The 26,342-nt window shown below is 56.8% G+C and carries 25 protein-coding genes and 1 pseudogene; 10 read left to right on the top strand and 16 right to left on the bottom strand.

Features of this window, described 5'->3' with window-relative positions; genetic code table 11:
* Window positions 1-31 precede the first annotated feature (31 nt).
* Entirely contained in the window at window positions 32-424 is a 393-nt protein-coding gene (locus E3U23_RS07555; RefSeq protein WP_279350622.1) for a hypothetical protein, read from the bottom strand.
* 178 nt (window positions 425-602) lie between these two features.
* On the bottom strand, window positions 603-935 hold the full coding sequence (locus tag E3U23_RS07550) for a hypothetical protein (protein ID WP_279350621.1): 333 nt from the start codon (window positions 933-935) through the stop codon (window positions 603-605).
* Between the two features lie 92 nt (window positions 936-1,027).
* Here E3U23_RS07550 and E3U23_RS07545 point away from each other — a divergent pair, with 92 nt between their 5' ends.
* Complete coding sequence (locus tag E3U23_RS07545; RefSeq protein WP_279350620.1) at window positions 1,028-2,446, top strand: DUF2779 domain-containing protein; 1,419 nt, start codon at window positions 1,028-1,030, stop codon at window positions 2,444-2,446.
* A gap of 19 nt (window positions 2,447-2,465) precedes the next feature.
* On the opposite strand, the gene E3U23_RS07540 is transcribed toward E3U23_RS07545, so the two are convergent.
* Window positions 2,466-3,497, bottom strand: coding sequence for a hypothetical protein (locus E3U23_RS07540; protein ID WP_279350619.1), 1,032 nt, complete (start codon window positions 3,495-3,497; stop codon window positions 2,466-2,468).
* A gap of 130 nt (window positions 3,498-3,627) precedes the next feature.
* Here E3U23_RS07540 and E3U23_RS07535 point away from each other — a divergent pair, with 130 nt between their 5' ends.
* Window positions 3,628-3,912, top strand: coding sequence for a helix-turn-helix domain-containing protein (locus E3U23_RS07535; RefSeq protein ID WP_279350618.1), 285 nt, complete (start codon window positions 3,628-3,630; stop codon window positions 3,910-3,912).
* 51 nt (window positions 3,913-3,963) lie between these two features.
* Window positions 3,964-4,575, top strand: coding sequence for a hypothetical protein (locus tag E3U23_RS07530; RefSeq protein ID WP_279350617.1), 612 nt, complete (start codon window positions 3,964-3,966; stop codon window positions 4,573-4,575).
* A gap of 293 nt (window positions 4,576-4,868) precedes the next feature.
* Here the strand turns inward: E3U23_RS07530 and E3U23_RS07525 are convergent, their stop codons facing one another.
* The 8 genes from E3U23_RS07525 to E3U23_RS07490 all read right to left on the bottom strand — a co-directional run bounded on the left by E3U23_RS07525 (window position 4,869) and on the right by E3U23_RS07490 (window position 16,384).
* Complete coding sequence (locus E3U23_RS07525) at window positions 4,869-5,759, bottom strand: phospholipase D family protein (RefSeq protein WP_279350616.1); 891 nt, start codon at window positions 5,757-5,759, stop codon at window positions 4,869-4,871.
* Between the two features lie 35 nt (window positions 5,760-5,794).
* Window positions 5,795-7,609: an ATP-binding protein gene (locus E3U23_RS07520; protein ID WP_279350615.1), complete on the bottom strand. Its 1,815-nt coding sequence runs from the start codon at window positions 7,607-7,609 to the stop codon at window positions 5,795-5,797.
* Window positions 7,602-9,203: a DEAD/DEAH box helicase gene (locus tag E3U23_RS07515; protein WP_279350614.1), complete on the bottom strand. Its 1,602-nt coding sequence runs from the start codon at window positions 9,201-9,203 to the stop codon at window positions 7,602-7,604. The genes E3U23_RS07520 and E3U23_RS07515 overlap by 8 nt, the downstream gene beginning before the upstream one ends.
* Window positions 9,200-10,066: an SIR2 family protein gene (locus E3U23_RS07510; RefSeq protein WP_279350613.1), complete on the bottom strand. Its 867-nt coding sequence runs from the start codon at window positions 10,064-10,066 to the stop codon at window positions 9,200-9,202. The genes E3U23_RS07515 and E3U23_RS07510 overlap by 4 nt, the downstream gene beginning before the upstream one ends.
* Window positions 10,063-11,100 (bottom strand): DUF262 domain-containing protein, encoded by a 1,038-nt coding sequence (locus E3U23_RS07505; RefSeq protein ID WP_279350612.1) that lies wholly within the window; start codon window positions 11,098-11,100, stop codon window positions 10,063-10,065. Before E3U23_RS07505 ends, E3U23_RS07510 begins: the two co-directional genes overlap by 4 nt.
* Window positions 11,101-11,220: 120 nt before the next feature.
* Window positions 11,221-12,054 (bottom strand): phosphoadenosine phosphosulfate reductase family protein, encoded by an 834-nt coding sequence (locus tag E3U23_RS07500; RefSeq protein ID WP_279350611.1) that lies wholly within the window; start codon window positions 12,052-12,054, stop codon window positions 11,221-11,223.
* Window positions 12,051-15,407 (bottom strand): hypothetical protein, encoded by a 3,357-nt coding sequence (locus E3U23_RS07495; RefSeq protein ID WP_279350610.1) that lies wholly within the window; start codon window positions 15,405-15,407, stop codon window positions 12,051-12,053. Before E3U23_RS07495 ends, E3U23_RS07500 begins: the two co-directional genes overlap by 4 nt.
* On the bottom strand, window positions 15,404-16,384 hold the full coding sequence (locus E3U23_RS07490; protein ID WP_279350609.1) for a DUF4007 family protein: 981 nt from the start codon (window positions 16,382-16,384) through the stop codon (window positions 15,404-15,406). Before E3U23_RS07490 ends, E3U23_RS07495 begins: the two co-directional genes overlap by 4 nt.
* A gap of 103 nt (window positions 16,385-16,487) precedes the next feature.
* On the opposite strand from E3U23_RS07490, the gene E3U23_RS07485 reads away from it, so the two are divergent.
* The gene (locus E3U23_RS07485) at window positions 16,488-17,621 is read left to right on the top strand and encodes a cysteine desulfurase family protein (RefSeq protein WP_279350608.1); all 1,134 of its coding nucleotides are present in this window, start codon (window positions 16,488-16,490) and stop codon (window positions 17,619-17,621) included.
* Here the strand turns inward: E3U23_RS07485 and E3U23_RS07480 are convergent.
* The 5 genes and pseudogenes from E3U23_RS07480 to E3U23_RS07460 form a co-directional block, all read right to left on the bottom strand.
* On the bottom strand, window positions 17,618-18,007 hold the full coding sequence (locus tag E3U23_RS07480; protein WP_279350607.1) for a carboxymuconolactone decarboxylase family protein: 390 nt from the start codon (window positions 18,005-18,007) through the stop codon (window positions 17,618-17,620). The two genes, E3U23_RS07485 and E3U23_RS07480, sit on opposite strands and share 4 nt — an antisense overlap.
* A 214-nt stretch (window positions 18,008-18,221) precedes the next feature.
* Complete coding sequence (locus tag E3U23_RS07475; RefSeq protein ID WP_279350606.1) at window positions 18,222-18,629, bottom strand: MarR family winged helix-turn-helix transcriptional regulator; 408 nt, start codon at window positions 18,627-18,629, stop codon at window positions 18,222-18,224.
* A gap of 35 nt (window positions 18,630-18,664) precedes the next feature.
* The gene (locus E3U23_RS07470; RefSeq protein WP_279350605.1) at window positions 18,665-18,958 is read right to left on the bottom strand and encodes a putative quinol monooxygenase; all 294 of its coding nucleotides are present in this window, start codon (window positions 18,956-18,958) and stop codon (window positions 18,665-18,667) included.
* Between the two features lie 283 nt (window positions 18,959-19,241).
* On the bottom strand, window positions 19,242-20,837 hold the full coding sequence (locus tag E3U23_RS07465; protein WP_279350604.1) for a recombinase family protein: 1,596 nt from the start codon (window positions 20,835-20,837) through the stop codon (window positions 19,242-19,244).
* A 49-nt stretch (window positions 20,838-20,886) separates the two neighbouring features.
* A pseudogene (locus E3U23_RS07460) lies at window positions 20,887-21,525 on the bottom strand (magnesium chelatase domain-containing protein); the annotation flags it as partial.
* Window positions 21,526-21,739: 214 nt separating this feature from the next.
* Here E3U23_RS07460 and rpmH point away from each other — a divergent pair.
* From rpmH to E3U23_RS07430, 6 genes are all read left to right on the top strand, one after another.
* Window positions 21,740-21,874 (top strand): 50S ribosomal protein L34, encoded by a 135-nt coding sequence (gene rpmH / locus E3U23_RS07455; RefSeq protein WP_006833929.1) that lies wholly within the window; start codon window positions 21,740-21,742, stop codon window positions 21,872-21,874.
* A gap of 123 nt (window positions 21,875-21,997) precedes the next feature.
* Window positions 21,998-22,363, top strand: a complete 366-nt coding sequence (gene rnpA, locus E3U23_RS07450) for a ribonuclease P protein component (RefSeq protein ID WP_431732671.1) — start codon at window positions 21,998-22,000, stop codon at window positions 22,361-22,363.
* The gene (gene yidD / locus E3U23_RS07445; protein WP_279350602.1) at window positions 22,360-22,569 is read left to right on the top strand and encodes a membrane protein insertion efficiency factor YidD; all 210 of its coding nucleotides are present in this window, start codon (window positions 22,360-22,362) and stop codon (window positions 22,567-22,569) included. Before rnpA ends, yidD begins: the two co-directional genes overlap by 4 nt.
* 72 nt (window positions 22,570-22,641) lie before the next feature.
* The gene (gene yidC, locus E3U23_RS07440; RefSeq protein ID WP_279350601.1) at window positions 22,642-24,390 is read left to right on the top strand and encodes a membrane protein insertase YidC; all 1,749 of its coding nucleotides are present in this window, start codon (window positions 22,642-22,644) and stop codon (window positions 24,388-24,390) included.
* Window positions 24,387-25,052 carry a ribosome biogenesis GTP-binding protein YihA/YsxC gene (yihA, locus tag E3U23_RS07435; RefSeq protein WP_279350600.1) on the top strand — a complete coding sequence of 222 codons (666 nt, stop codon included), beginning with the start codon at window positions 24,387-24,389 and terminating at the stop codon, window positions 25,050-25,052. The genes yidC and yihA overlap by 4 nt, the downstream gene beginning before the upstream one ends.
* Before the next feature lie 285 nt (window positions 25,053-25,337).
* A complete protein-coding gene (locus E3U23_RS07430) occupies window positions 25,338-26,237 on the top strand; it encodes an OmpA family protein (protein ID WP_279350599.1) in 900 nt (299 codons plus the stop codon).
* Window positions 26,238-26,342 lie beyond the last annotated feature (105 nt).

Raw genomic sequence — 26,342 nt, 5'->3', positions numbered from 1 at the left:
TTGGACGATCAGCTTGGAGAAGCAGCGCTTCTCAAATCGGGAAGATCCGGCCGTCCTTCCGATCGGGTGTCCAGCGGATGCGCGGTTGGGTCAACATGAGCAGGCAGTGGTCAAGAGTTTCTCTCATCGTCTCGCTCGACCACAGACCAGCTTCCGCCGCATCTGCAAAGACGCGGATGAAGGCGTCCTCAGCTACTGCAAGATTGCTTTCGTGTCGAATGGCCTCGATCCATCCAGACGTCCGCAAGCGCCGGAGCGGGAAACCCGAGGACATTGACCATTGCGCGAGATCCGCGAGGGTCGTGTGAAAGGTCCAGATAGCGGCACCGGATGATGAGCGTATGCGAATTTCCTCATCGATCGCCGGAGCCGCCTCATCGAGCAGTCGCGATCGTGCGAGTCCCGGCGCTGTGGGAGACAGCATGCGAAGTTCCGGGTTCTCGAGGTCGCCGGTTCTCCAGAAAGCCGACCAAACTTCATTGCCGCTCCTATCGAACTCACCGGAGGCATGGCTGATGGCGCAAGGGTCAGCGCGCGGCTGCGACAAAAAGAGTTTCTGGGTTATCATGATCGTGACGGCCGGACCGGAAGCAGGCGCGCATTCAGCCTGGTTCGCCCATTATGACTTCGGAATGCCGCAATCTGGCGGCCGCAAGCATGGCAGATCGTTCTTCGCGACCCAGCGACATGAAGCGAAGAGGGGCAAGCCCCGTTCCCTGATCGTCTCGTAGCCAAGCCGGTATGGACTCCCCGCCGATGAGATCTCCCATCAGGCGATCAATCTCCACAAGGACACGGCTCGCGTGTTCGCGGGCCTTCGCGTCCTGATCTCCGAGCAGGGCTTCGACTTCCGGACCCGTCAGACACCACCGTCCTGCAAGACAGTCGAACTGCCTCTGCAACGCATCGTGCTCGAGCTCGCGTTCCAACTTCATTCCAATCTCCTTGAGTATACTAAAAAGTATACTAACTACTTGGAGATCCGGTTCCCGCCGGGTAAGTGAGGATCGACCAAGGGGGCGCCGTCATGAAGGATACGACACAGATACTGACCAAGTCCGGCTTTCTCGACTTCCTTCATTGCCCAACCAGTTTCTGGCTCGCGCGGAGGCGACCTGATCTTTACGTGGCACCGGCACCCAGCGAGTTCGATCGCCTGTTGATGATGGATGGATACGCCGTCGAAGCCGCGGCGAGGGACATGCTCGGTGCAGGAATTGACAGTGAGGCCTTCGATTTCCAGTTCGATTTTGCGAGCGATGGATGTCTGGCGCGTGCCGACGCGGTGCGCCGTCTGGAAGATGGCAGGATCGAGATCTACGAGATTAAGTCGTCGACATCTGCGAACGATCACATTCAGGACGCTGCGTTTCAGCGGATCGTCGCCGAGCGCAGTGGCCACCGGGTTGCCGCTTCCTTTGTCGTGCACGTCGAAAAGAACTATCGACTTGACGGACAGCTGGACCCGGAAGCGTTCCTGACCATCACTCCGGTCGACGAGGATATCGAGCAGATCAGACATGATACCGAGACGGCCATCGACCGCGCAATGAACACGCTGGCGGCCACTGATGTCGATCTCGATGGTTGCGATTGCGTCTACAAGTCGAAGGCGCAGCGATGTTCGGGCTTCGATCAACTCAATCCCGAGGTGCCGGATCCGTCTGTCTACGATCTACCGAGGATGCACGGTGCCCGGCTTGCCGCTCTTGTCGATGACGGGCGCCTGGACATCGAGGACGTGGTCGAGGAGGATGTGACCGCAAGCCAGCTCCCTGTGCTTCGAGCATTGCGGTCTGGTGAATGCATCGTTGATGCAAAGGCCATCAGGAAATTCCTCGGCGAACTCGAATTTCCGCTGCACTTCTACGACTACGAGACTGCAGGGGGAGCGATCCCCCAAGCCGAGGGCCATGGACCGCATCAGCAGATCCCAACCCAGTTTTCCTGCCATGTCGTGCACGAGGACGGGAGCACCCAGCATCACGAATTTCTTGCACACGGGCATGGGCAGGAGGCGCAGCTGGTCGAAGCTCTGAAGGCCTGTGTCGCGAGTTCCGGGTCGATGATCGTGTGGAACGAGACCTTCGAGAAAGCCTGCAACCGCCGCATGGCTGCATTGCTACCCCAGCACGAGGAATTCCTGTTTTCGCTCAATGAGCGCACCGTCGATCTGATGAAGCCGTTCAAGGCGCACTACGTGCATCCGGACTTCCGGGGGTCGACGTCGATCAAGCGTGTGCTGCCGGTCCTCTGTCCGGAGCTCTCGTATGACGAGGAGGCGGTGCATGATGGAACCGGTGCAATCCTCGCTTTCAGAGAGATGGTCGAGAGCACAAGCCACGAGCAGGTGACCGAACTGCGTCGCCAGCTTCTCGGCTACTGTAGGCTCGATACCGAAGCCATGGTGGCGATCTACAGGAAGTTGTGCGACGCGGTTGCCTGAACCTGCTGGAATCGAGCGATCATTGACAGGATTGGGGATTTGTTCGGCAGGCCGCTCGCCTCTGCTCCTGAACGATGAGGTCACTCTCCAGCTTCAGTGCCGCAAGCCTTTCCTCGTCAGACTGAACCAGAGCGTCACCGGTCGAGGCGAGGGCACCGAGAGCGGAGGATGAGCCATCAGTCGCGCCATATGTCAGGTTCGTGAGGGTCCCGCTCTCGTCGAGAGCAAGCACGAACTCGGTGTTGCCGAACAGAGCCCCTTTCGGGACCGGGACACCGTAGGTCGATCCTAGTTGCGAGACCAGGATGCGCGATGATGACAGGTCCTCACCATCCCGTCTGATTGTCGCCGAAACCATTGCCGGATGGCGTAGTTCGAGACAGGCTTCACCTGTCGGACAAGGCAGAACGGCACGCTCGTGCATTGCGCCAGCTTCCCCGAGTGAACCTGCACGAACCGGCGCATCGAGTGCTCTGACGTCGCTCAATGCAAGGACGAGAGCGCCAATGCTGGATTCGAGCTCCTCATAGTGCATCCTGGAGGTCGGCAATGGATTGAAGCTCGCTGATGCGGGCGGGTCGGTCTGGGGGATCAACGACGCGGTTAGAACGACAGTCACGGTGCGACTCTTGGGGTCCTCACGAGCGATGAAGGCGCAAGCGTCGGGTTCCCGCTGGTCCTTGATGCCCGGGATCGGAAGGATCTCGAGGGCCGCCTCGACGATTGCCTGACCACGACCCTTGGATGAGGCGTTCACACCTTTCAAGCGACCGTCACCAAAGAACTGGAAACCTAGGGTGTTGTCGTTTCCGGGACCTGTGACACTTCCCGTTTCGAAGTATCCTCGGGAATCGAGATCAGCGCGGTGCGAAGTCTCGATGACTGGGACAAGAGACACATGAACCCGACCGCCCTCGGGACAGGATACGATCGCAGTCACGCGGGCATCCATCATGGTCTCGGCGTGATAGTAGGTCATCGTGGCGTCTGGAATGGAAGCGCACGCTCCAAGCATCAGTGCTGATACCGCCGCCGCAAGAACTCTTCCCATCAGACTGCCCCAAAAATCAGATCGAGCCACAGTAAAGCCAAGGAATAGCCGGACGCAAGAAAGACGCTCGCCCGTCGATATCCACCGTAGCAAAATCGACTTGCTCATCACCAATCGGTAGACAGGCGCCATGAGCAGCAACGAGTCGCAGAAGCCCGGGAAGGACGCTCTTGCCACGTCGCTGGCGGCGGCGATCGTGAAGCGCAGGGAAGCCGCCGGACTCGGCATGGCCGAACTTGCGAAGCTGGCCGGAATGGCACGCGCCTACCTCTGGCGCGTCGAGCATGCCGAGACGATCCCCAGTGTTCGCAATCTGGCAAGGCTTGCTGTTGCGCTGAACCTCACGCTCTCCGATCTGCTCCAGGGCGTCGACACTTCGGAAATCGAATTGCGAAATCGACCTTACGACAACTGAAGCTTGACCTTACGTATACTAATTAGTATACACTTCCGAAAGGAGATGGTCATGTCATGCAATTGTCAGAGGCAGATGCGGGGCGGTTCGGATATTCCCGCACCCGTCGCTCTGCACGAGCTTCGCCATCGTTTCGCAAACGAGCTCGCCGCCACCCTTGCCAGTCTTCAGATCGCAAAGGCGCGTGGAGACAGTGATCAGCTCATCGCGGAGGCAATCGAGCGGATCGAAGCCCAGGCCAAGCTGGCACGGTTCCTCATCGAACCCCACGGTCCGCGCTTTCAGGTTGTCGAGGGCATCCTCAACATCGGGGTCCTTCTTATCCGATCCCGGTTCAGCGGTCCCGACGTGACCATTCGCGTCAAAACAAGTCCGGTCACTCTCGATACGCGGGAGGCTGCAGACTTCCTGCCAGTCGTCAACGAGCTGCTCGTGAACGCCCTCAAGCACGTGAGTGAAGGGGTCATACATGTTTCGGTGAGGAAGAAGGAAAACCGCCTGATTTTCGCGGTGCGAAACCAGGCCGGGATTCCAGCGAGCGAACAAACGCACGAGGGTCAGGGTGTCGCGATCCTGCGCCGTTACCTCAGGCACAAGGGCGCCCGGCTGAACATCCGAGCGAGAGATAAGAATTATGCAGCCACCGTAACCTGGCCGCTGTAAGTTACGGGAAAGCAAAAATTTTTGCGGAGGTATAAATGTATTACGAGATCAAAGGAGAGCTCGGAGCGCTGGGAAAACGAATTTGCTCGACTGATCCGGAGGAGCTGGCCGAAATTGTCATAGCTTCCGGCCTTAACATGACGACCGACGTCGACGTCTCTATTGTCTACTGTGGCACGCCGTTCGCTAGTGTGAGGACGATGCTGTTTGAGGTCGCAATTTGGCGCACCGACATACGAGCCCTCCCTCGGCCGTCTTTCAAGAAGCCCATGGGAGTGAAACCGCCCTCGCGGTCAGCGTAACTTTTTTCCTGGCCGTCGCCGCGTAGTGTAGATCGCCGGCACGCTTTCGATGCGGTCTCCGTGGAAGGTATTTAGCCATTCCCGAACGACCTCCCATTGACGATGTAACGGCAAGATCTCATCGGTCGGCATAGAGGCAATTCGATCCATAGCAGCGTTGTCATCGAGCTCGTCACCCTCAATTTCGTTCAGCAACGATTTGATGGCGGGGGCCTCTGCAAAACGAAGAGCAACCTGCTGTTCAAAATCCTCACGGCTCAGACCCGATGGGACCGCAAGCGCCGTAAGGTCCTGCTCGGCTGCCGCGATCAGCGCAGAAGGTAGTCTCGATTGCAGTTCTGGGCTGTAGGCATCGTAAAGCTTTTTCGGAGCGGCCATGACGGGTAGCCAGAGGCCTGGTTTTGCCCCGTCTTCGAGATCCTCTGCCATTCCAATGGGAATATCCTTGATAGCTGCTGCCTCCGCCTCAACCCGGGTGCGCTCCTCAGCGGTTGCCAACCTGGCGCTTTCAAGATCGGACAAGCAACGCGTAATCTGCTCGGTATCTTTTCCAACTCTGAGAAGGATCTCCAGATTGCTGGGATGCGTCCATCCAAGAGCTTTCGCAGTAAGGTTTGATGACCCTACGAGACCAACGTCGTCAGCGAGATAAAGCTTAGCATGGAGGTTATCGAGCAAAAGCAATTCGGTGTCGGGCCGCTCTTGTGCAATATCGAATACCGCCAAGTCGGTCACTCCTAGGCGAACCTCGTCAGCATGCCAGCGTGTGATCATTTTTACGTGGACTGAGACCTCAACGGTTTCGAGCAAGCGTCGCACGGTGTGAAACTTCATAAACGGCGCGCAAAGCAAAATTTCTCGTTTTGCATTCGCCAAAAGCATCAGAAGTTCATCGCCTTGCGACCCCACAGCGCCTCTCACCGATCAGAGTCTTCTAAGAAGTCGCGTGCTAGTTTGCCCCAATCTTCTCGCACCCTTTCGTAAGTGCGCTGATTAGCTGCGTCTTCCCTCTCCATCCGCGCCCAAGCGGCAAAGAGTATGTGAACGGCACTGCTCGCCGCTCCTAGACGGTTTTGCAGGTCAGTCGTCGACATTGAATCAAGATCCTCGTCCATCGAAATGGTATCGAAAATTGTCTCGAACGCCGGATGCAAGCGGTTGAAGACAACCTCCGTAGCCCCCCCTCGCGGCCGGATCGTGAACAGCTCGCCAGAGCTTCCAAGCTCTTTGTCCACGAAGAGGATCTTGAGATCACCCGATTTGACGCGAGCGATGAGGTCTTCGCGCTCTGCATCGGTGCGACCATCCTCCTGAAGGTCTTCATCGAGATTTTTTACATCGTCATCAGAGGGCTTTTCATCAGTATCTGGAAGTGGCTTCTCCCTGTCTCGGTCTTTCCATTTTTCATTCGCCTTGTCAGTGGGATCGCCCTCGGGGTGGCGCTGCTTGCTTCCGCCGCGATTACCTTTGCCCTGTGCTTTCACCTTCTCGCGTAGCTGCTTGAGGTTTCTCTTGATCGTTTCGCTAAGGTTCAGGAGCACACCACGCGGATCGCCTTCTTCGTCGAGCCGGTCCTTCACCTCTTGTATGGTCGTCTCACCACCTTCGAGAAAGTCAGACCACTCGAGTTCGGCGAGTTCGGTGAAGTGCGTCGCCGCCTGCTTGTTATTCGTGACACCAAAAATTTCGTCGAGTTCAGGCGGAAATTCCACTTCACAGCCCCACCAGCGCTCGCGTGGATCATACCGAATGGTCCAAGAGCGATCGAGGATCAGCTCGCGTCCTGCCCGCATGACCGAAACCCCCATGTTGCGGTCAGCGTCTCGCCCATAGGCAGTTTTACCACGGTCATTATTCGCTTGCTCGACTGTAGCGGGGCGCGCCACCGAGTAACGCGTGGATACGGTGTGCTCTTCTCCGTTCAGAACGATGATCACGTCTTCGGTCAACGCCTGTTCGAACATCGGTTCTTTGTCGAACGGAGGAGGCAGGTTGGGAGAGGGCATGAGATACATGGGATCGTTGATTGGAACATCAAATTCCTCCTCAACGTCGTCATCCAGCACTGTTACCATCCGAACGCGAAGCGAGCTGTCGTGGATGAAATTGCGATGGGTCCGCCCGATCAGCAACGATGTGTTGCGTAATGTTGCCTTGGCGCCCTTCCAAGTAAGCCGCCCCATGCTAAGATCCGACCAAAGCACCAGCGTTCCTGTGTCACCAATAGCTGTTGATAGATTTTGCCATTCTACCGGAAGCGCGTCGGCTTGAGGGAGAGGAACCTCACGAAGTGAACCATGCGCAATTTCCTCCACATCAATATAGGTATGGAGCGCGTTCTCGGGGCCGTTTCGCCAGGTCCATACGTCCAACCGAGAAGCCTGCGCGATCGATGAGTTTGGGAGGCCCATGCCGAAACGTCCGATACCGGACCGGTCCTTCAGGCGAGTTCCGTTGCCAAATTGTAGAGCCTTTCTAAGCGTTTCAGCGTCCATACCGATGCCATCGTCGAGCACCGCGATTTTTGAAAGCTGCCGCCTTTGGCGGTGCTCTAGCTGCACCAACTCCTCTACGCAGAACAGTTGGACATCCTGCGCCTGGGCCTGAACAGAATTATCGACGAGTTCGGCTATCGCATATGCGGTATTGCGGTAACCGCTGTCTCGCATCGCCTCGATCGCGAGGTTTTGCGGAATGACATCTGCTGCATAGACATCGGTTGCGTCACTCACTCCACACGTCCTCCCAGTTGAAAAATGCTTCAGCAATATCGCCGAACCCGGGGCAAGATGGGTCGTGGACGGTGAGCACCTCGCTTTTTTCGTTACCGCCGGCCTTCAGTCCGCGCGTCGCGCGCCCGACCATCTGGCTAAAAAGAACCAGTGACCGTGTCGGCCGCGCGATAATTGCTGCGCTTGTTGCAGGCGCATCGAAACCCGTTGTCAGAACTCCAAAGTTGCAGAGCACAATCGGGTTAGCCGAACGCTTCTTGTATTTCTCGATCGTGCGACGCCTTTGCGCCGATGGTGTTTCACCGGTCACGATCGCAGATTCGATACCCTCGATATTGAGCGCGCGAGAAAGTAAGTCCGCGTGTTTAACCGATGCGCCAAAAAGGATGATACGACTGTGCCCACGATCGACCAGTTCTCGAACAGCACTGAGGATTGCAAGATTTCTATCCTTGTCCACCGCAAGACGCTCGAGCTCATCCTCATCGAAGTCGTCCTGACCTAATGTCAGCTCGCTTGAATCTTCGGCCGTGGAATATTCTATTCGTCGGAAGGTCGGTTTTGCGAGATAGCCCTCCGCAATAAGATGCTCGACGGGGTTGTCACAGCCTTTCACTTCCAGAACGACCTTGCTCTCGTGAAAAAACTCAGCAAGCTGCTCGTCGGCACCCAAGTCGTTCCAAGTCCTGCCAGGAGTTGCAGTTAAGCCAAGAAGCGCGTTGTGCTGCCCCGCTTCCGCCAAGCCCTCAATTACGGCTCTATAGGATGGCGCGATAGCCTGATGTGCTTCGTCTACGACGACAAGATGGGTCCGCGATGCTAGCCGCATAGCCATAAGATCATGGGTCGTCCGCCAATGATGCATCTTTTGGAAACCAGCAACGAGCAGACCATCATTGATTGCGTCGACGTCAGGTTGGTGATTACCCCAAAATCGATAGTTTCCCACTTCTCGATTTCCGAGAACTGACCACGCTTTTGCAAAAGCTTCGGATGCCTGCTCCAGAAGCTCACGCCCGCTCGCCAGCCAAAGGACAAGACAGGGCTCGTTTTTCAAAAGCGTTTGCGCCACAAAATGCATCGCAGTTCGTGTTTTGCCCGATCCGGTGGGCATGTGAATCAATGTGCGTCCATGACCCCCTGATAAGCGGCGTTCCGTCCTCCTCACGACAGATCGCTGATGTTCGAAAAGACCAAACTCTGGACGGACGGATGAGCTAGGCTCCGTTCTTTCGAGACTTTGGTCATCGTCGATCGGCGCACCGAGAAATGCCGCCAACTGGCGAGCGCGCCCGACATCATCAGCTGGGGGAATGCCGGCCAAACTGGCACGCTGCTCAAATTCAACCTTCTTTTCGTGAGGTAGATTACGGAAAAGAAGTTGCGACAATGACCTATCGGCTAACTGTCGCGGATCCTGCTTCAGTATCGAAACAACTGTTTCGGCCAGCTTGCTCTCTGTCCGGGTGTCGCCAACGAGTTCCACGACCTCTGGACCGATAATCGATTTCAGATCTTGCCGGGTCAGGGCTGAGAGAACATTCAGCAATTTCTCCCCCGGGGCGGTGCCCGCATAGTTTGCTGTCGAGATCATTCCCCCGTTTCCGGTGCCTTTGCCAATGCTTCGAGCGCTTGCGGCACTTGCTCAAAATTGTTCTCGGATGAAATGGGGATTACCTGAATGAGGTAGTCCTTTAGCCAACGATCTTGCTCGACCTGATTCATTTCATCGGCCGGTATAAGAGCGTAGTGGGTCGGACGACCACCCGGCTCAAAGGTATCGGATAGGTAATCGAGAAGAACGGTCAGCTCCGGATCAACGAGCGAGACGCCCACGAAAAAGATAGTGTTCAAAGTGAAGATCGAAGCCAGCAGGCTTTGATATGCGCGCTCAGAGGCCAGCCTGCGATAATCGGACACAGTAAGAATGATCCCGTTCCCAGGCTTTTCCGCATCTCCATGAGCTTTCAGCACAAAGAACTTTCGACGGTGCATCAGCCGCCTGATTTCTCCACCGTCGTTGAAGTTGAGAACACTTGGCCTACGTCCTAGTGCTTGCGTGTATGCCTGCTCGATAAGTGAGTCGTAGTTGGTCGTTATGACCATTGCCAGGCGTTCGAGGGCAGGAAGAACTTTGTGCACATGCGAAGGTTCCTTCTCGTTCTCGTGGAACGTGTCCAAGATCACCTCGTCCCAGGTCTCTCCGAGCTTGTCCTTGAGAGCGCTCGCCAAGCGAAGCTGCTTGCCGTCTTTACCAACGAGCGCCTTGTAATCTGCAGCAGCCTCTTCCGTCAGGCGATTGTCTTTGATGCAGCGGTCGATGAGTATTGTGAGAAAATCATCCCAACCGGGAAGGCCAGATGCTTGAGATGCGCCCGCTCCAACAAAAACGGCACAACGGCCCTGCTGGTATGCCTCGATTAGGCTTTTGGGGAGAGCGCTTGGATCGAAAGTCATACTACGGAGCCCTCCATTGCTCTCGCAACGACCGCCGAACGCACGCGCACGTTCTCACGCTTGCCACCCTCGACGCGAAAGGCTTGGATGTAATTGTAAAGATCCTCATCATCTTGGTCAGGCGTGCCTTCTAACAACTCTTCCGGCGTGCGATTAAATTCCAATCTTCGACTATCAAAATCAACATACAGTTCAGAAAGTTCATCCGCGTCAATGTTCTGGCCCGCTCCAAGCGTGGTCAGGATAAAATATACCAGATCACAGAAAATCCACTTCTGTTTGATGCGGTAATTTGTTGCCTCGTTTACATCGGCAAGAACTTCTAATGCTTCTGCAACGCGAGCAGAAAGTGCTGCCACCTCCGCTGGCGCCATGTCAGTAGAATCGACATACAGATCACGTAAATCAGGAGCCTTGAGATCTCGCTCGGTTCCATTGTGCGCCAAAGCGTAGACATGGGCAGTATAATCTTGATGCTTCATCCGCCTAGACGGAATACGACATTCATCGAAAAACCGGTGGGTCAAAGCCGTCGCATCTACCTCATGTCGCATTTTGCAGAGAATCGCGTTTCGTAGCTCCGCTGAATTCAACGGGGCTGCGAGCTGAAGCCGAGCAAACAAAAGGGTAATGTCCTGTGTCGGCGTCTCTGAAATTGTCGCAAGAGAGATTTTGAAGCGCCGAAGCCGTCTTCGAAGCTTATCCGAAAGCTCGGAAAAAAATTTGTTCTGAACTTCTTCACCTTCGATTGGGGCAAGTGTCTGCGATGAGCGCAACGGAAACTCACCTTCTACGAAACCCCAGATCGCGCGAAGGCGCTGTTGGCCGTCAACCACGTCGAACCGTAGCGCATCCCTTGTGTTCGCGCGGAAATAGATTTTCGGGATATCCATTCCCCGCAAAATCGAATCTATCAGTAGAACTTGCTTATGCGGCGTCCAAGCAACTCCCCGCTGCCACATTGGCGAAAGGTCGATATTCTCTTTTTCGCCGTGCAGAGCCGCAACCGACTTGCGGGTATGTTTGATTTTCACTGATGGAGCCCCTCAACCAAATCTACATCGATGGCTCACAAGGGCCATTCAGATCACCAATCTCACATCGTCATCAGTATAAGCGACAACGTCAAGTAGCTCGAAAAACCGCACATAAAGTTATTTATGGCAAGCAAGGCACGCCTTCGCTTGGCCATATAACTCGTCGATATCGATCCCTTCGTCATCCGGCCTTAAAGGATTGCGCACCCTGCGCGCTTTCGCTCGTTCGATCCGTTTCTTGTGTTCGCGACGTATCTGGTTAACCCGCTCTGGCTTCGAAAGCTCTTCCAGAGATTCCCCAGCGCTCCAAGTGAATGGTGAACCATGCTCAAGCGCACTTTTCTCGTAAGACTTCGCTTCTTCGAAGCTTTCCGGATGACGTTCCATCAGACGCACCCATTCAATTTTTTGCTGGAAAAAACAGAAGGTGCAGCCAGAACGAGATCGCCAATCGTAATAGGTTGGAAGGCCGAGGCCGCTCGCTTCCAGTATGTCCGTTACTCCCGCTTTATCAATGCCGTGCTCTCGGAAGGGCAGCGAAACGGAAAGGTTCGGATGTGTAGAGGAGTAGCCTTCACGATAATTCTCATCGGACCGAATTGCCACGTAGCTTATTATCTTTTCTCCGGCATCGAGAGAGGGCCATAGCCATTGCTCGAAGGGCCGAATTTTTAGCTGGCGAGTGCACCAGCGAGTGCGAGGGCTGGGTAGGAACGACTTGTATTGTCGTAGCCAAAAGTCGAAATCGCGATCGGGGTTCAACCTTGCAATCGGCTTGCCAAGGAAACCTTCAAGTCTGCCAAGATACTCGTAAACCTCGGGCAACTCTTTCCCGGTATCGGTAAAAAAATATTCGACCTCTATGTCGGGTCGCGTTTGAGCCATGTGGACTGCAAGTGCCGCGCTATCTTTTCCGCCGGATAGTCCCAGGACGTGGCGCTCGATTTTCATTTCTCTCTCTCCGATACGAGAATTGCTGGCGACACTTTTGATGATCGCAGTCGAGAACCCTCTGTTTTCTCGGTCGCAAGGGTAGAGGCCAGCGAAGCAGCAGCTGCAATCGCAACGTCTCGATCGATGCCTTCAGAAATCGAATCTCTCAATGTGTCCGCAATTGCACGAGCCTGTTTCAATTGCTGGGCATCGAGGTCGAGTTCCGAACTGATCACTCCGGCACTCTCGGGGTCTGATGTATACAGTGAAACCGCGAACCGGGACTGGGCGCGGCCATTCACGTAAACGAATCCTTCTGTGCGAAGGAATTCTCGAGCAAGTGCCGCCAGCTCGATCCGCGCAGCGTCGACGTCTCTATCGACCCAATCACGCGGAGGTTTATTGGCAGCAAGGCTCGCCAACCCTTCTAGAACTTCTAAACTACCGTCGTAGGAGGTTAGCCGGGTTGCGAAGGCATCAAGGCGGAAATTACCCGTGACTCCCATCACACCTTTCGAGCGCTCATGAAGCTTGGAAAAGTCATCTCGATCGTCGACGCGCAATTCCTGTAGAAGAATGCTCTCGAGATTCTGAAGCATATTTTCATATGCTGCAGTTATCTCAACGAGACCCGATCGGATAATGTCGACCACACTGTCGGAATTCGTTCCTCCTGAAACAATCGCCGGTATGTCGTCGAGCATGAACTTGTTCGGATCGTGAGCAGCGATCGCAAGATCTCTGACTTTTCGAGCATCGTCCGAAAGTCTCGATGTTCTTCTAACCCATGAAGGCGCTTCCATGACAAGAGATACCAAGCGTCGCCCGATGGTAAGGGGTTCAGCTGCCTCGATTTCGTCTCCCGTCAAATCTATAAGGACATCCGAAACGCCTCGAAGGATCGCTGCGTCATCCTTTGAAATTTCACTGTAACGAAGATGTATGCTGTCAGAGTCCTGCAATAGGCGATCAACAAGCAGATCGCCTATTGTCGAGCTAAAAACGCCATCAAGGTATACGGCGATTTTCTCCCGCCTCGATAGAATATAGGCAAGGCCAAAAACAGGATGCAGCCCTTCCTTGAGCCCATACGGGCGCCCATTCCAAAGAGAGAAGATAGCGTCGAGGCCCAACCCATCCGGACCAGCTTGTGAAACTGCATCGTCCGCCGCTTGCCACAATGGAAGAAGACCAGCGGAGTCTTCCGTAGGCTCTGCCAGCGAAAACTTACCATTAGATCCAGCACGGTGCAGGCCTGTTCTTTCCAGAAGCGACACATAAAGGCCAAGCTCGGGAGGATGCTTCTCGATGCCCAAACGCGGCTCATCAGCGCTTGTGATCATGAGGTTCATAAGAGCACGCATTGCACCAACGGCATTTGAAGATGGCTTCGCCCTGTTCACTAGCTCGTTCGGAATATGAGGCGTCTTTGGAAAAATGGCAGTCGCGAGACGAGACGCCACGACTGAGAGGTCACGGGCTGGTCCGGCGTGTTCGGCGACCTCATCTCTTATCAAGTCGGGGAGTTGCCACGATATCGCGGTTAACCCGTGGCGGAGTCGGTCTTCAAGTTCGCCTGATACGCGCGCAAGTCGGCTCGCAACTTCGCGACGAGCAACGGCATCTCCCTTCAGCTCGGGACGCGAATTCTGAACTTTCTCGAGCGCGATGAGTTCGCGGCTTAGCTCTCGCAGCATATAGCTGTCCGGGGATACACCAATCGCAATCGGTCGATCACCGATGCTTTGAGCGAGCTTGCTCAACTGTCGCTTCAAGGCCGTCTTTGAGTTTCCTCCTTCGTCAATTAGCAGGAGAAACAGGCCTGCCGCGCCATCATCTTGGTCAAAGGCTTGGATGCGCGATCCCGCATCGTCCAGACCCGATATGTCCACCTCGAACCATCGCATCGCGCCGGTCTCGTGGTATTCTCGCTTCGCGAGAACTGGCGACAGCGCACCTGTCCCCTTCAGTTTGGTAAAGTCGCATTTTGCCGTCGAAGAATAGGCATCTTCAATCGCTCGTTCGATATCAAAGTCTGAGCCGGCATAGAGAGTGAAAGCGTCTAGATGTCGCCTGTAGATGATGGCGGCTTTTTCCCGCAGGATTTGCAAAGCGGTCGATATCTCACCTGCGGACAGCTGCGGTAAAGCCGCGGCCAGGATATCCTTCGATGCTACCAGCCCTGATCGTTCGCGGAACATGTCCAAGAGCGCCACCGCACGAAGGACGGATAGGGCGGAGGCTTCTACGCCAGCAGTTTCACAGCGATCGATGGCATCCAGCGCGAGAGACCACCGATGCGAATCTGGCGATGCCATGATTGAAGGTTCGAGATTGGCTTGGAGATACCGCCAAAACCAGTCAGTATCATACGGTGCTGCGTCGACCGTCCTGGTTGTCTCAAGATAATCTTGGAAGCCGTATGGTTCGGCGGATGTGAGGAAGCCAAACAGACTTCGTTGGTTTTGGCCAAATCGGCGCCGCGACAGCGGGCCTAAAAGGCAGGCCACCACCGGGCCGAGTGGCCAGCAACCTTTGAGCCTTGTGCTGATAGACCCTGCAACAGATGTGTCGCCGAGCGATTCAGCAATTGCGGGAACTCCGATATACTCTTGCGGGGTGAGATCGCAGTCGATCGCCTTTGAGAGAAGATCGACCTGTTCCTCACTGCTAGGATTAAGAGGGATGTCGACCCACCGGCCCTGTATCTTCAACCAGTCGTCGCGTGTCTCCCGAGCAAGGCGATACGCGTAATCATCGAATGCTTGGTGCAACACACCGATAACGATGAGCTTTCCATCCGAGCGCGAAGCCGCCTCCGCTAGCTCCTGAAAAAAGAAGGCGTCGCCATTTTCGGAAGCAGCATGCTCAAGCACCTTCCCCATCTCGTCGATGAGAACCAAGGTGCCGACACCCTTTTTAGAGTGCGCAACAAGACGGGAAATGGGATCACCACGCCCACCCACCCCTGCGTCATCAAGGGCCTCTCTGATAAGATCGGAAGCGTCGCGACGCTGGCCCATCAGAGAAACTACACTCCACCCGCCTTGAGCCAAGTGCATCTCCTCGACGAGCTTCGATTTCAGTTCGGAGGGGAAAACCTCGAGTGCGCGCTGACGGTCGTCGTCGTTGTGACCGACTGCGGCAGCCAGAACGGTAGCAAGACTCGATTTTCCGCATCCATACGGTCCAGTCCAAGTGAAGGCCCCGTGCTTGTGTGCAGCTACGTGATTGATTGTAGTTTCGATCGCTCGGGCAGCGGTAAGAGTGCATATAAAGCCGGTCGCGGCATCAGAAGCGTCATCGCTAAGTCGAACTGAGCGCCGGAATCGACGCGCAACTGCGACATGGCTCGAAAGGAACTCAGTCATGCAGCCTTCTCCAAAGGCGCATACAGCGAGACCAGGAGTCTTAGTGGGTCTACCTTATCGAAGGCTAAACGACGCGTGACTTGGCGGAGACCGCCGCCCTCGTCCCAAGATAGCATACCGCCGGTAAAGTCTTCTATCCGCTCAAGTCTTTCAACCAGCGAATCCTCGTCCAGCAAGAAGACGCGGCCAGGAGAGCCTGGTTCGTGGGCGATGGTCTCCACCGACAATGCTCCTCGAGAACCAAACTGCCCTGCCCAGAACTCGAGAAGTGCGAAGCCGAATACCTTATCAGAGAGGGTCGGCTTGGGACCGCGGCGGAATTGAAGCGCTCCACCGGCCATGGGCGTGAGAAGACCTAGTTCCGTAAAAGGACTTTCAAGCCCATCCTCGATGCCTTTCCGGCGCTGACCGCGGGTCACATAAGTTCTCACCAAGCATTCTGCGTCTCGAGCGACGGTCGCCTTTGCGATTCTGTTGTTTGTGAGCTTTCCAGTCTCCCGCAGTTCATCGAGACGAGTCCATAGGCGCTCTGCGAGCGTGTCTTTCGTGAAGACGGGATCGTTGAATTCATTGAACGCATAATACCAAGTCGTGGCTCGCCCGGGCAGCGCAGCTAACCTCCAATGTAGAATCCAAACTGAGGACGGCAGCTCGAGATAGGGGTCGGAAGAACCGAATATGAGCTCGCCGAGAGCCGTTGGCTCTAGCAATTCAAGGCGGCCGAGACGCTCCCCCACAGGTTGTAGGACCCCGCATGCGAGCGCCCAGTGCCGCATCGACGCAACCATGTTTTTCCCCACGCCGAAATCGGCAATCGCCGTGTTCGGGGAAAAAGCATGCTGCCTACCATCGGGTTCGGTCATGATCTCAGAGCGAACAGCATCATAGGATTTTTTGAGCCAACCGTAGCGGCACGGAAATGTCTCGTGACCGGCAACCTGCAGCTTCGATTCATGGCGGTCTAACAGGCTTCGCAAATCTTATCCCTTAGCTGGACAAACTCACCAGTGATGTTAGCTGTAGGGGTCACTGGTGACAATCACCAGTTTGTAAGTTTCACCATCCCTCAGCGATATGCGAATGATTTATCTCGACCATCAAGCCTCGACGCCGATGCTGCCGGAAGTGATCGATGCGGTCTGTGAGCAATTCAGGTTGGGCTATGCAAATCCGCACTCGGAAGGGCATGCGGCAGGATGGGCCGCGTCCGAGGCAGTCGAGGCCGCGCGCGAAGGCATTGCACACGCCATCGGGGGCATGAGCGACGAAATCATATTCACATCCGGCGCAACGGAGGCGAACAACCTTGCGCTTTTTGGGGGTGCTCAGAAACAGCAAGGCCGAAATAAGATCATCGTTGGAGCTACCGAACACAAGAGTGTCCTTGCCCCCGCGCGAGAGCTGCAGGGATCTGGTTTCGACGTCATTTTGGCGCCTGTCGACGCCGCGGGGGGTATCGATCTCGAGGTGCTGTCGGATTTAGTAGACGATGAGACGCTTTTGGTGTCGGCAATGCTTGCAAACAACGAGGTGGGAACCGCTCATCCGACAAGACGGATTGCAGATATCTGCCACGAGGTGGGGGCCATCCTTCACTGCGATGGGGCGCAGGCCCTAGCTTGGAAGCATATCGATGTCGAAGAGTCAGACATCGATATGCTTAGCTTGTCCGCTCACAAAGCCGGCGGGCCGAAAGGTATCGGGGCTTTATGGGTTCGCCAGGATCTAAAGAGAGATTTGCGGCCGATACTTCATGGTGGCGGTCAAGAGAGCGAGCTCAGGTCGGGAACCGTTCCTGTTCCTCTCTGCGTGGGTTTTGCCCTCGCTTGCGAGCTTCGCCCGGACGAAAATGCGGTGGCCAATTGGAGAAGAGTCACTGATCGATTGCGCGCGAGCTTAGCTGCTTCATTTCCCGACGCCCGGTTTCTCGGCGAACACGGGGCGGGGCATCCTGGGAACATCTGTGTCAGACTTCCTGGCATAGATGCCGAGCAGCTCATCACGCTCCTGCAGCCCCAAATTGCGATCTCGACTGGTTCAGCATGCACCTCCGGGATTCGCGAACCGAGTCACGTCCTCAGAGCTATGGGGTTAAGCGTCCAGCAGTGCTCGGAGACATTACGTCTCAGCACAGCACGCGATACGTCCATCACAGAGATCAACGAGGCTGCGAGCATCATGACGCGAGAAGTGCACCGGCTAAGAGCGCTCTAGGGCGCATGATTGCCATTCTCATTCTCAGCGAACACTTTCTTGGCGATTTGCATGGCGTTCAAGGCGGCAGGAAAGCCGGCATATACAGTCATTTGTATAATCACTTCCTCAACTTCCTGCCGTGTCACTCCGACATTCAAGCCGGCTTGGATGTGAACCTCCAATTGCGGTGCCGCATTACCCATCGCAGTTAGCGCAGCGATCGTTGCGATCTCGCGATCGCGTAAAGCTAGGCCAGGGCGATCATAAATGTCGGCGAAAGGATATTCGATCGTATAACGAGCGAGATCTGGCGAGATGTCGGCAAGGCTCTCTATGACCTTCTCTCCTGCCTCGCCATCGATTTTGCGCAAATTGGCGAGGCCTTTTTGCATTCGTTCGCTCATGAAAATTTCTCCAGTAATTTGCTCGCGAAAGTTTGCATTCGCGGAGCCAGGACGAGGCTGATGAATGGGACGAGAAGGGCTGTGAGCAGAAATGTCTGCAGACCTAGGTGGAGGCCTTGCGCAAATTCGGCGATGAGCATGAGTAGTCCTGTCACAAGCGGCCAAACGGCTGCCCAGATCAGCACAGTTTGGAGGACGGTCAATCGCATGTCGGTCACCTCTCGGCCTTCATGGCTTGATTGAGGATGGCGAAATAACCCGGCAAAAGCGCCTCGAGCTTCTCGCGTCCTGCCGGTGTTAAGTAGAGCATCCGCGAGCGGGCATCTTCTGGATCTTGTTTCGATGACAGCAGGTCGGCTTCCTCCAGACGCTGCAATGTGCGGGTGGTCACGGGTCGTGAGACATCAAGCCGGTCGGCGATCTCGCTTGCGCGCAGACCGTTTCTTCCAGGTTCGCGATCAATCAGTATCAGCGTTAGGAAGCGAAGCTGAGAGAGGTCATGTGAAGCGAAATAGGCTTCGAGCTTACGAATGAGCAGGCTTGCTTCCCGCATTAGCTTCAAGGCGCCTACCACCCGATCGGGAATGACATTATCGAAGCGCTCGGCATAGCCTTCGACCATGTCGGTGCTCGGGAGGTCCTTGAGAAAAAACATCGTTAAGCCACCGGCTTCAGGTGAAGAATTTCTGGCTCCTCAGAGAGCCAGCTCTCGTAGGCTTCGAACACAGCCACTGTGTAGGACTGAGCATGATGGTGTGCTAATGCTTTCGGGTCCGCCCATTCCTCGTAGAGGTGCAGGACGCCCGCATCCTCATCCTCAGCGAGTTTGAAGGTAAGGCAACCTTCTTCTGCTCTTGTGTCTTCCAGAATTGCCCGAATGGCTTCTCGAGCTTCGTCGAGATGTTCCCTCTTCGGCGTGATACGCGCGAGCACGATCAATCGATCAGTCATGCATTCTCCATTTAGTTACCATGATAATCATATGGGATGAAAGATGGTTTCTTCAAGGGGGGAGACAAAAATGGCGGTTGGATACGGCAGTGCCCGCAGCCTAGCGCGCTTCATCTTCGGTCTTCGAGGATCATTTTCCCATTACTGTCAGCGCAACGGTGGCGAGGATGATCACATGCCAGAGGAGCAATAATCCAAATTCTAGCCGAAGCAGAAAGGGGTTTCTGGCTTGCCTTTGGGCTTCATGAACACGCTTCATTCTCGACGGTCCTCTAGGAGAGCGTCAATCGAGCCACCCCATGACCCAATCGGTGCCTTTGTTGAGCTCATCATAGTGAATGCCGACCGTGCGTTCTCGTGCGACAACCATGGAAACTCCCGTGCTTGTCGGTCCATGAAACACGAGGTCGCTGACCAATGCGTGGACTGCCGACATCACCTTGGACCTCGCCTCGAAACGAATATCCTCGTTTTCGGCGTCGAGCGATTGCCGTAGCTTGTGGATACGATTCCACTGCTCTTCGCGCGTTGGCTCATGTGCGAGGCCCAACAGTTTCTCACGGGCACGATCGAGCTCGGTTTGCGCCGCGTCCGCTTTAGCCGCCTCTTCAGACCAGGCGTTTCTCGTATCGGGGCGATCATTCTCTATGGCTATGCTCAAAGCCGTAGCCGCCTTGCGTTTTGCCAAGTCACAAACTCGATCCAGTCGAGCAATTTCATGCTCGAGTTGCCGAATTTCGGCCTGAGAGGCGTCGTGATTCTCGCGCAGCGCCTCGAAGATAATCGGGTCAAGGATGCCGGCCTCCCAGATCGCGTAATTGAAATGCACGCCATTCTCGCATCCGCGCCCGCGCTGGTATCCATCACAGACGAGATAGTCTTCGTTGACCCATGATCCGTCCGCTCTCTGTTTGCGGCCTTTCCCGCGGAACGTCATCTTCGACCCGCATTCGGCGCAACGCGCTAATCCTGAGAACAGATTGACCAGTTTCCGTCCACGGCCAGTGAACTTTCTGGCACGTTGATCCATCGCCCTCAGAGCTCGCTGATGCAGGCCGAAGTCAACGACTGGGGGATAGTAATCCAATACGACATCGCCGGTCGATTGGCGAGGAGAGCCGCGAGCTTTGCGAGCTGGATGAAGCTCCCCAATTACAGCAGGATTACGAAGAATTTTCTGGACATAGGAAGCATGCCAGCCCTCGGCGCGACCGAACGGGGGAATGCCATCTCGATTCAGGTTCCTTGCTATGTGGTGTTTGCCCAATCCAGATACCGTTTCTTGAAATATCCGTCTCACAACCTCCGCTCGGTCAGGTTTCAATACAAACCGCGGCGGCGTTCCAACAACGTCCAGCCATGCAGGGATACGGCGCGTCATTACGAACCGCTCGCCTTCGTTTAGGCGACGACGCTTCGCGGCCCAGGCAGCCCCCAAACGTTCGCTCTTCTTCTGCGACTCCTCATGGCTCAGCTGCGCCTTCACGATGACTTCGATGATGGAGGCCATGTCGAAGTTACCCTGCGAATACCTTCGAGCACCATCGACTGTCGCCACGGTGACGCCGGCGTCGGTGAGACTTATCATCCAGAGGAAGACTTTGCTCGGCTCCTGCCGTGACAACCGGTCTAGCTTCTCACAAAGAAGTATGACGCCGTCTGGATAACCGCCTGATTGAACTTCATTCACGAACCTACCAAGAGCGCCGGTTAGGGCATGCGCTCCCTTGAATGCGCTAACTCCGTCGTCCACCAATTCATCAACAATTGTCCAACCATTCTCCGAAGCGTGGCGCCGGCAATCTTCGCGTTGCCTTTCCAAGGTGGAGCCCTTGGATTGTTCGGTGCTCGACCACCGCATGTAGATGACGCAGTCCATATGCTCCCGCTATCGAATTTTCCGATTAAAGTGTAGGCATATCTTATCTGAGCATGTTGTGACCGCCGGCGGCGGCGATCTCCAAAGCACGCTTGGCTGTTTCCTGTCCCTTCACCTGCGCCAGATCCGGCCCGTGCGGGGCTTGCTCGACTTCGCCCCGCGCCGGACTTGGCAATTGTCGGTCGCCTTTGAGATGCGCGAGGAGGGCGGTGAGGTCGGGCGCCGCGACGATCGGTACGTCGCTCGCCCACTGGGCTTCGGACCCTTGTGCGGCGGGACAGATCAGGCCGCATTCCTGTTCGCTGGCATAGAGCGCCGCCAGAAGGACGCCGGGGGAGGGGGCGATCCGCGCGTCGAGCGACAGTTCGCCCACCGCGATCCAGTCCGCCAATTGCTCGGCATCGGTGATGCCCATCGCCGCAAGCACGGCAAGGGCAACCGGAAGGTCGTAATGCGAGCCTTCTTTCGGCAGATCGGCGGGCGACAGGTTTATGGTGATGCGCTTGGGCGGCAGGGCGAGCCCCATCGACGACAGCGCCGCACGTACCCGCTCCTTGCTTTCGCCGACCGCTTTGTCCGCAAGGCCGACGATACCGAAATTGGGCAGGCCGGGCGCCATCGAGCATTGGACCTCGACGGCGCGCGCTTCCAGCCCGAGATAGGCGACTGTACGGACGGTGGATACCAAGGCTGCGATCCTGCTATGAAACTTCCGATGGCTCCCTAGGGCCAAGCTCTTAACAAACCGGATTGCCTCGAAAATCCTTGACCGCGATGGACGATCTGCCTATTCGCGCGGCCTTGCAGGCGGTCGCCCATGCGGCGGCCCCTTTTCGTTGATGCGATTCGCAAATTGCTGGCCGCGCGACGATGAACCGGATTTAGTTTTAGAGGAACGCGCCATGAAGCGGACATTCCAGCCTTCCAATCTCGTACGTGCGCGCCGCCACGGCTTCTTCGCACGCAAGGCGACCCCGGGCGGTCGCAAGGTCCTGCGCGCCCGCCGTGCGCGTGGCCGCAAGAATCTTTGCGCCTGATCTGGGTGTGACGGGGCGGGCCGGAAGGTTCGCTTCATCTCTTTAGACAGGACACGACTGCACGGGCTCCCGTTCGGGGGCCCGTTGTCGTATAGGCGTATGGTGAGCGACCCCCTTTTCGTAATGCGGCGCCGCGCCGATTTTCTCGCTGCCAATCGCGGTCTGCGGGTGGCGCGCCCGGGTTTCGTTCTGCTTGCTCACCCCAATGGTGGACACGGCAAGCGGTACGGCATTACGGTCACCAAGAAGATCGGCAACGCCGTAGTGCGCAACCGCATGAAACGCCGCTTCCGAGACTTGTTACGGGTCAGCCTGCCGGAACTAGGCCTGCCGGATCACGATCATGTCCTTATCGGCCGCGAAACCGGCGTCGAGCGCGAGTTTTCAAAGCTCGCTGAGGAATTGCGCGCTGCCCTGTCGCGCGCCGCACACGGCAAAGGCGATCCACCCCGCCGCCGTCCGCACAAGCGCCGCAGCCGCCGCGCATGAGCCAGTTCTTCATCCTCATCGCGAAGCTCTGGCAATGGGGCCCCAGCCGCATCATGCCGCCCACCTGTCGCTTCCAGCCGTCGTGCAGCCATTACGCCATTGAGGCCTTGCGCAAATACGGCACGATCAAGGGTGGATGGTTGGCGTTCAAGCGGCTAATGCGCTGCCACCCGTGGGGGGGCTGCGGGCACGATCCGGTGCCGTAGGCACGTTTACGAGGTGTCTTGACCATGTATGACACCTTGCCCATCTAATTCAGGTTACTCTTAGGACCGACCTTGCAAGACCATCGCAACATCCTTCTCGCCATCCTTCTTTCCGTACTCCTGCTGTTCGGCTGGGACGCGGCGATGAACTATCTCTACCCGCAGCCGGAAGAAGTCGCGCGGACCGTCGAGAAGGTAGACACGCCGAGCGAGCAGGTCGCGGCGCAGCATTCGCGCACCGGGGGCCTGGTCGACCCGGCGGAACTTGCGCGCGAGAAGGTGGACGTGGCGCAGGCGCTGGCTTCGCCCGACCGGGTGCGGATCGATTCGCCGAAAGTCGCCGGTTCGATCAACCTGCGCGGTGCGGTGATCGACGATATCGTCCTCAAGGATTACGACGAGAATACGGATGCCGACAGCGATCCCGTGCGGCTTTTCAGCCCGCGCGGTACGCCGGCGCAGCAATTCGCACAATTCGGCTGGGTCGGCTCGAACATCGCGGTGCCCGATGCAGATACGGTCTGGGAAGCGGAGGGCGGCGTCCTCGGCCAGGGGCGGCCCGTCACGCTGCGGCACGATAACGGGCAGGGGCAGCAATTTGCCATCCGTTTAACGATCGACGACAATTACATGATCACCGCCCAGCAAAGCGTCGCGAATGTGGGCGGTGCGCCGATTGTCGTCCAGCCCTTCGGCCTGATCAACCGGACGAGCCGCACCGCGAGCGAGGATCTCTGGGTCGCGCATTCCGGGCCGATCGGCGTGTTCGGCGATGCGGCGGATTACGACATCGACTATTCGACGCTGGACGAAGACGGCCGCGTAACGCCGCAGGGCAGACCGAGCTGGCTCGGCTTTACCGACATCTACTGGCTGTCTGCACTCGTACCGCAGGACGGCACCAGCCCGAATGCGACGTTCCGTCCCCTCGGCGGCGAGACGTACCGGTCGGACATGATCTACGAGCCGGTCACCGTGCCCGCGGGCAGTTCGCTATCCACCACATCGCGCCTGTATGCCGGTGCGAAAGACAGTACGGTCCTCGATTCCTACCAGGATGCGGGGATTGCGCAGTTCGGCCTCGCCATCGATTGGGGCTGGTTCCGCTGGTTCGAGAAGCCCTTCCTGTGGCTGCTGAAGAACATTTTCGCGCTGGTCGGCAATTTCGGCGTGGCGATCATCCTGCTGACGATCATCGTTCGCGGGGCGATGTTCCCCGTCGCGCAGAAGCAGTTCGCAAGCATGGCGTCGATGAAAGCGATCCAGCCGAAAATGAAAGCGCTACAGGAAAAGTACAAGGACGACCGGCAGAAGCAGCAGCAGGAAATCATGGCGCTCTACAAGCGCGAGAAGGTCAACCCCGTCGCAGGCTGCCTGCCAATGCTGTTGCAGATCCCGATCTTTTTCGCGCTGTACAAGGTTCTGATCTTGGCGATCGAAATGCGCCACCGCGACTTCCTCTGGATCAAGGACCTTTCGGCGCCCGATCCCGCGACAATTCTCAACCTGTTTGGCCTGTTGCCTTTTCAGCCGCCCGGCTTCCTCGCGATCGGCGTGCTCGCCTTGCTGCTCGGTTTCACGATGTGGCTGACCTTCAAGCTCAACCCGAACATGGGCGATCCAATACAGCAGCAGATATTCAACATCATGCCGTGGATTCTCATGTTCGTGATGGCGCCCTTCGCCGCCGGGTTGCTGCTTTACTGGGTAACCTCCAACGTGCTCACGCTGGCGCAGCAGAAATACCTGTACTCCAAGCACCCGAAACTGCGTGCGCAGGCGGAGAAGGAGCAGGCCGAAGAAGCTGCGGCAAAGGCGTGAGCGACGCCGCGGAAGAAAAGGCGCAGACCTTGCGCGAAAAGCAGGCGGAACGGCTGTTCTCCGGCCGGGTCGATTTCCTGCTTTCCGCCCCGCAACTGAAGTTCCTCCCCGATCCCACGGTGCCGGAAATCGCCTTTTGCGGACGGTCGAACGTCGGCAAGAGCACGCTTCTCAATGCCCTGACATTGCGCAAGAACATTGCGCGTGCCTCGGTCACCCCCGGGCGCACGCAGGAACTCAATTTTTTCGAAGTCGGCGAACCCACGCAATTCCGCCTGGTCGATATGCCCGGCTACGGTTTCGCGAAAGCGCCCGTCAAGGTGGTCGAGAAGTGGAAGCAGTTGGTGCGCACCTATCTGCGCGGACGGCAGGTTCTTTCGCGCACGCTGGTCCTCGTCGATAGCCGGCACGGGTTGAAGGACGTCGACCGCGAAATGATGAAAATGCTCGACGAGGCGGCGGTCGGCTACCGCGTCGTTCTCACGAAGGCGGACAAGATCAAGGCCAGCGAACTGGCGAAAGTCGCAGCGGCTACCGAAGCCGAGGCGAAGAAGCACGTTGCAGCCTTCCCCGTACTGCATGTGACCAGCGCCGAAAAGGGCATGGGGATCGCCGAATTACGAGCCGCGATTCTCGCGGATGCGGGCGTTCAGCCAAACTGAAAAGCTTCAAAGCAAGAGCCGAGCGATGACGGTCACCGATCCTTCTCGCCATCAATTCGCCTTATTCTGCACTCGTGTTAACCATTTCGGCAAGCCGGTTGCCTTTCGTATTCATGCGAACGACAGGCTAATCTGGAATGCCGCCGCCCTCGACACACGGCGCCGGCGTCCTGCTGCGCGTCGTCGAGTAAGGTTCAAAAAGTGTCCCGACCCTCAGCTTGGAAGCGAGCTGTGCGGAACCGATTTCCGGTTCGACGGTCGGAAGGCAGTTGAAGGAGTATGACGATGAAGACCATTCTCAAGAGTACGAGCGGCCTTGCCGCCATCGCCATGTTGGCAAGCCCGCTTACGACCGTGTCCGCACAGTCGCAGGACTCCTACGGGCAGAACATGCCGATGGAAACGCAGAGCGACGACATCACCGTCTTCGGCGATGTCCCGACAGACCTTTCCGACATGCCCGAAGGCCCCACGGTCGAAGGGTTCATCTCCGGTCGTGACGGCAACCGCGTTCGCGTGACCACTGCCGATGGCCAGAACATGATTTTCGCGCTCAGCTCGGCAACCGAAATTCGTTCGAGCGGCGGGTTTCTCGGTCTCGACAAGGATCGCCTGGAACCGGCGTCGCTGATGAGCGGCCTTCCTGTCGATGTCGACACGGTCCAGTGGGGCAGCAATCTCGTCGCGAGCAAGGTCGCGGTGAAAAGCAAGGACCTCAAGACTGCGGCAATGATCCACAACGGCACTAACGAGCGGTTCGAAGAGCAGGCGGCCGCGACGGAAGCCTTGCGCGGCCGGGTCGGCGATATCGACAAGTACAACATCAAGGGCACGACCAACGTCTATTTCGACACGGGCAAATACAACCTGTCGGATCAGGCCCGCATGGATCTCTGCAACGCCGCGCAGCAGGCCAATGCGACCGACAACGCCCTGCTCCTGGTCGTCGGCTACACCGACAATACCGGCAATTACGAGATCAATCAGGACTTGAGCGAAAAGCGCGCGACGCGGGTGGTGAACTACCTCCAGCAGCAGTGCGACTGGGCACCTTATCGCATGTTGACGCCGACCGGCATGGCCGAGTCCGATCCAATGGCGAGCAACGATACCGAAGAAGGCAAGGCGCAGAACCGCCGCGTGGCCGTCAACATTCTCGTGAGCAAGAGCGTGGATGGGTTCTAAAACCTATTTACACGCCAGTAGGATTGAGCGGGGTCGGCTGCGAAGCCGGCCCCTTTTTGTTGGCGCTCTAGGTGTCTCATCTGGACACCACACCTCCTTTTACCT

The sequence above is a fragment of the Erythrobacter litoralis genome (assembly GCF_029760855.1).
Classification (GTDB): Bacteria; Pseudomonadota; Alphaproteobacteria; order Sphingomonadales; family Sphingomonadaceae; genus Qipengyuania; species Qipengyuania litoralis_A.
Note: the sequence above shows the minus strand (reverse complement) of the source record. Positions and strands in the feature narration are given on the sequence as shown.

Bases quoted from the DNA above. Each gene is read 5' to 3' on its own strand.
- E3U23_RS07500 (WP_279350611.1), bottom strand. From the start codon at position 12,054: ATGAAAATCGAGCGCCACGTCCTGGGACTATCCGGCGGAAAAGATAGC.
- E3U23_RS07545 (WP_279350620.1), top strand. From the start codon at position 1,028: ATGAAGGATACGACACAGATACTGACCAAGTCCGGCTTTCTCGACTTC.
- E3U23_RS07535 (WP_279350618.1), top strand. From the start codon at position 3,628: ATGAGCAGCAACGAGTCGCAGAAGCCCGGGAAGGACGCTCTTGCCACG.
- E3U23_RS07470 (WP_279350605.1), bottom strand. From the start codon at position 18,958: ATGACTGATCGATTGATCGTGCTCGCGCGTATCACGCCGAAGAGGGAA.
- E3U23_RS07485 (WP_279350608.1), top strand. From the start codon at position 16,488: ATGATTTATCTCGACCATCAAGCCTCGACGCCGATGCTGCCGGAAGTG.
- E3U23_RS07495 (WP_279350610.1), bottom strand. From the start codon at position 15,407: ATGACTGAGTTCCTTTCGAGCCATGTCGCAGTTGCGCGTCGATTCCGG.
- E3U23_RS07480 (WP_279350607.1), bottom strand. From the start codon at position 18,007: ATGAGCGAACGAATGCAAAAAGGCCTCGCCAATTTGCGCAAAATCGAT.
- E3U23_RS07530 (WP_279350617.1), top strand. From the start codon at position 3,964: ATGTCATGCAATTGTCAGAGGCAGATGCGGGGCGGTTCGGATATTCCC.
- E3U23_RS07555 (WP_279350622.1), bottom strand. From the start codon at position 424: ATGCTGTCTCCCACAGCGCCGGGACTCGCACGATCGCGACTGCTCGAT.
- rpmH (WP_006833929.1), top strand. From the start codon at position 21,740: ATGAAGCGGACATTCCAGCCTTCCAATCTCGTACGTGCGCGCCGCCAC.
- E3U23_RS07525 (WP_279350616.1), bottom strand. From the start codon at position 5,759: ATGCTTTTGGCGAATGCAAAACGAGAAATTTTGCTTTGCGCGCCGTTT.
- rnpA (WP_431732671.1), top strand. From the start codon at position 21,998: ATGCGGCGCCGCGCCGATTTTCTCGCTGCCAATCGCGGTCTGCGGGTG.
- yidD (WP_279350602.1), top strand. From the start codon at position 22,360: ATGAGCCAGTTCTTCATCCTCATCGCGAAGCTCTGGCAATGGGGCCCC.
- E3U23_RS07515 (WP_279350614.1), bottom strand. From the start codon at position 9,203: ATGATCTCGACAGCAAACTATGCGGGCACCGCCCCGGGGGAGAAATTG.
- E3U23_RS07540 (WP_279350619.1), bottom strand. From the start codon at position 3,497: ATGGGAAGAGTTCTTGCGGCGGCGGTATCAGCACTGATGCTTGGAGCG.
- E3U23_RS07550 (WP_279350621.1), bottom strand. From the start codon at position 935: ATGAAGTTGGAACGCGAGCTCGAGCACGATGCGTTGCAGAGGCAGTTC.
- E3U23_RS07430 (WP_279350599.1), top strand. From the start codon at position 25,338: ATGAAGACCATTCTCAAGAGTACGAGCGGCCTTGCCGCCATCGCCATG.
- E3U23_RS07475 (WP_279350606.1), bottom strand. From the start codon at position 18,629: ATGGTCGAAGGCTATGCCGAGCGCTTCGATAATGTCATTCCCGATCGG.
- E3U23_RS07465 (WP_279350604.1), bottom strand. From the start codon at position 20,837: ATGGACTGCGTCATCTACATGCGGTGGTCGAGCACCGAACAATCCAAG.
- E3U23_RS07510 (WP_279350613.1), bottom strand. From the start codon at position 10,066: ATGACTTTCGATCCAAGCGCTCTCCCCAAAAGCCTAATCGAGGCATAC.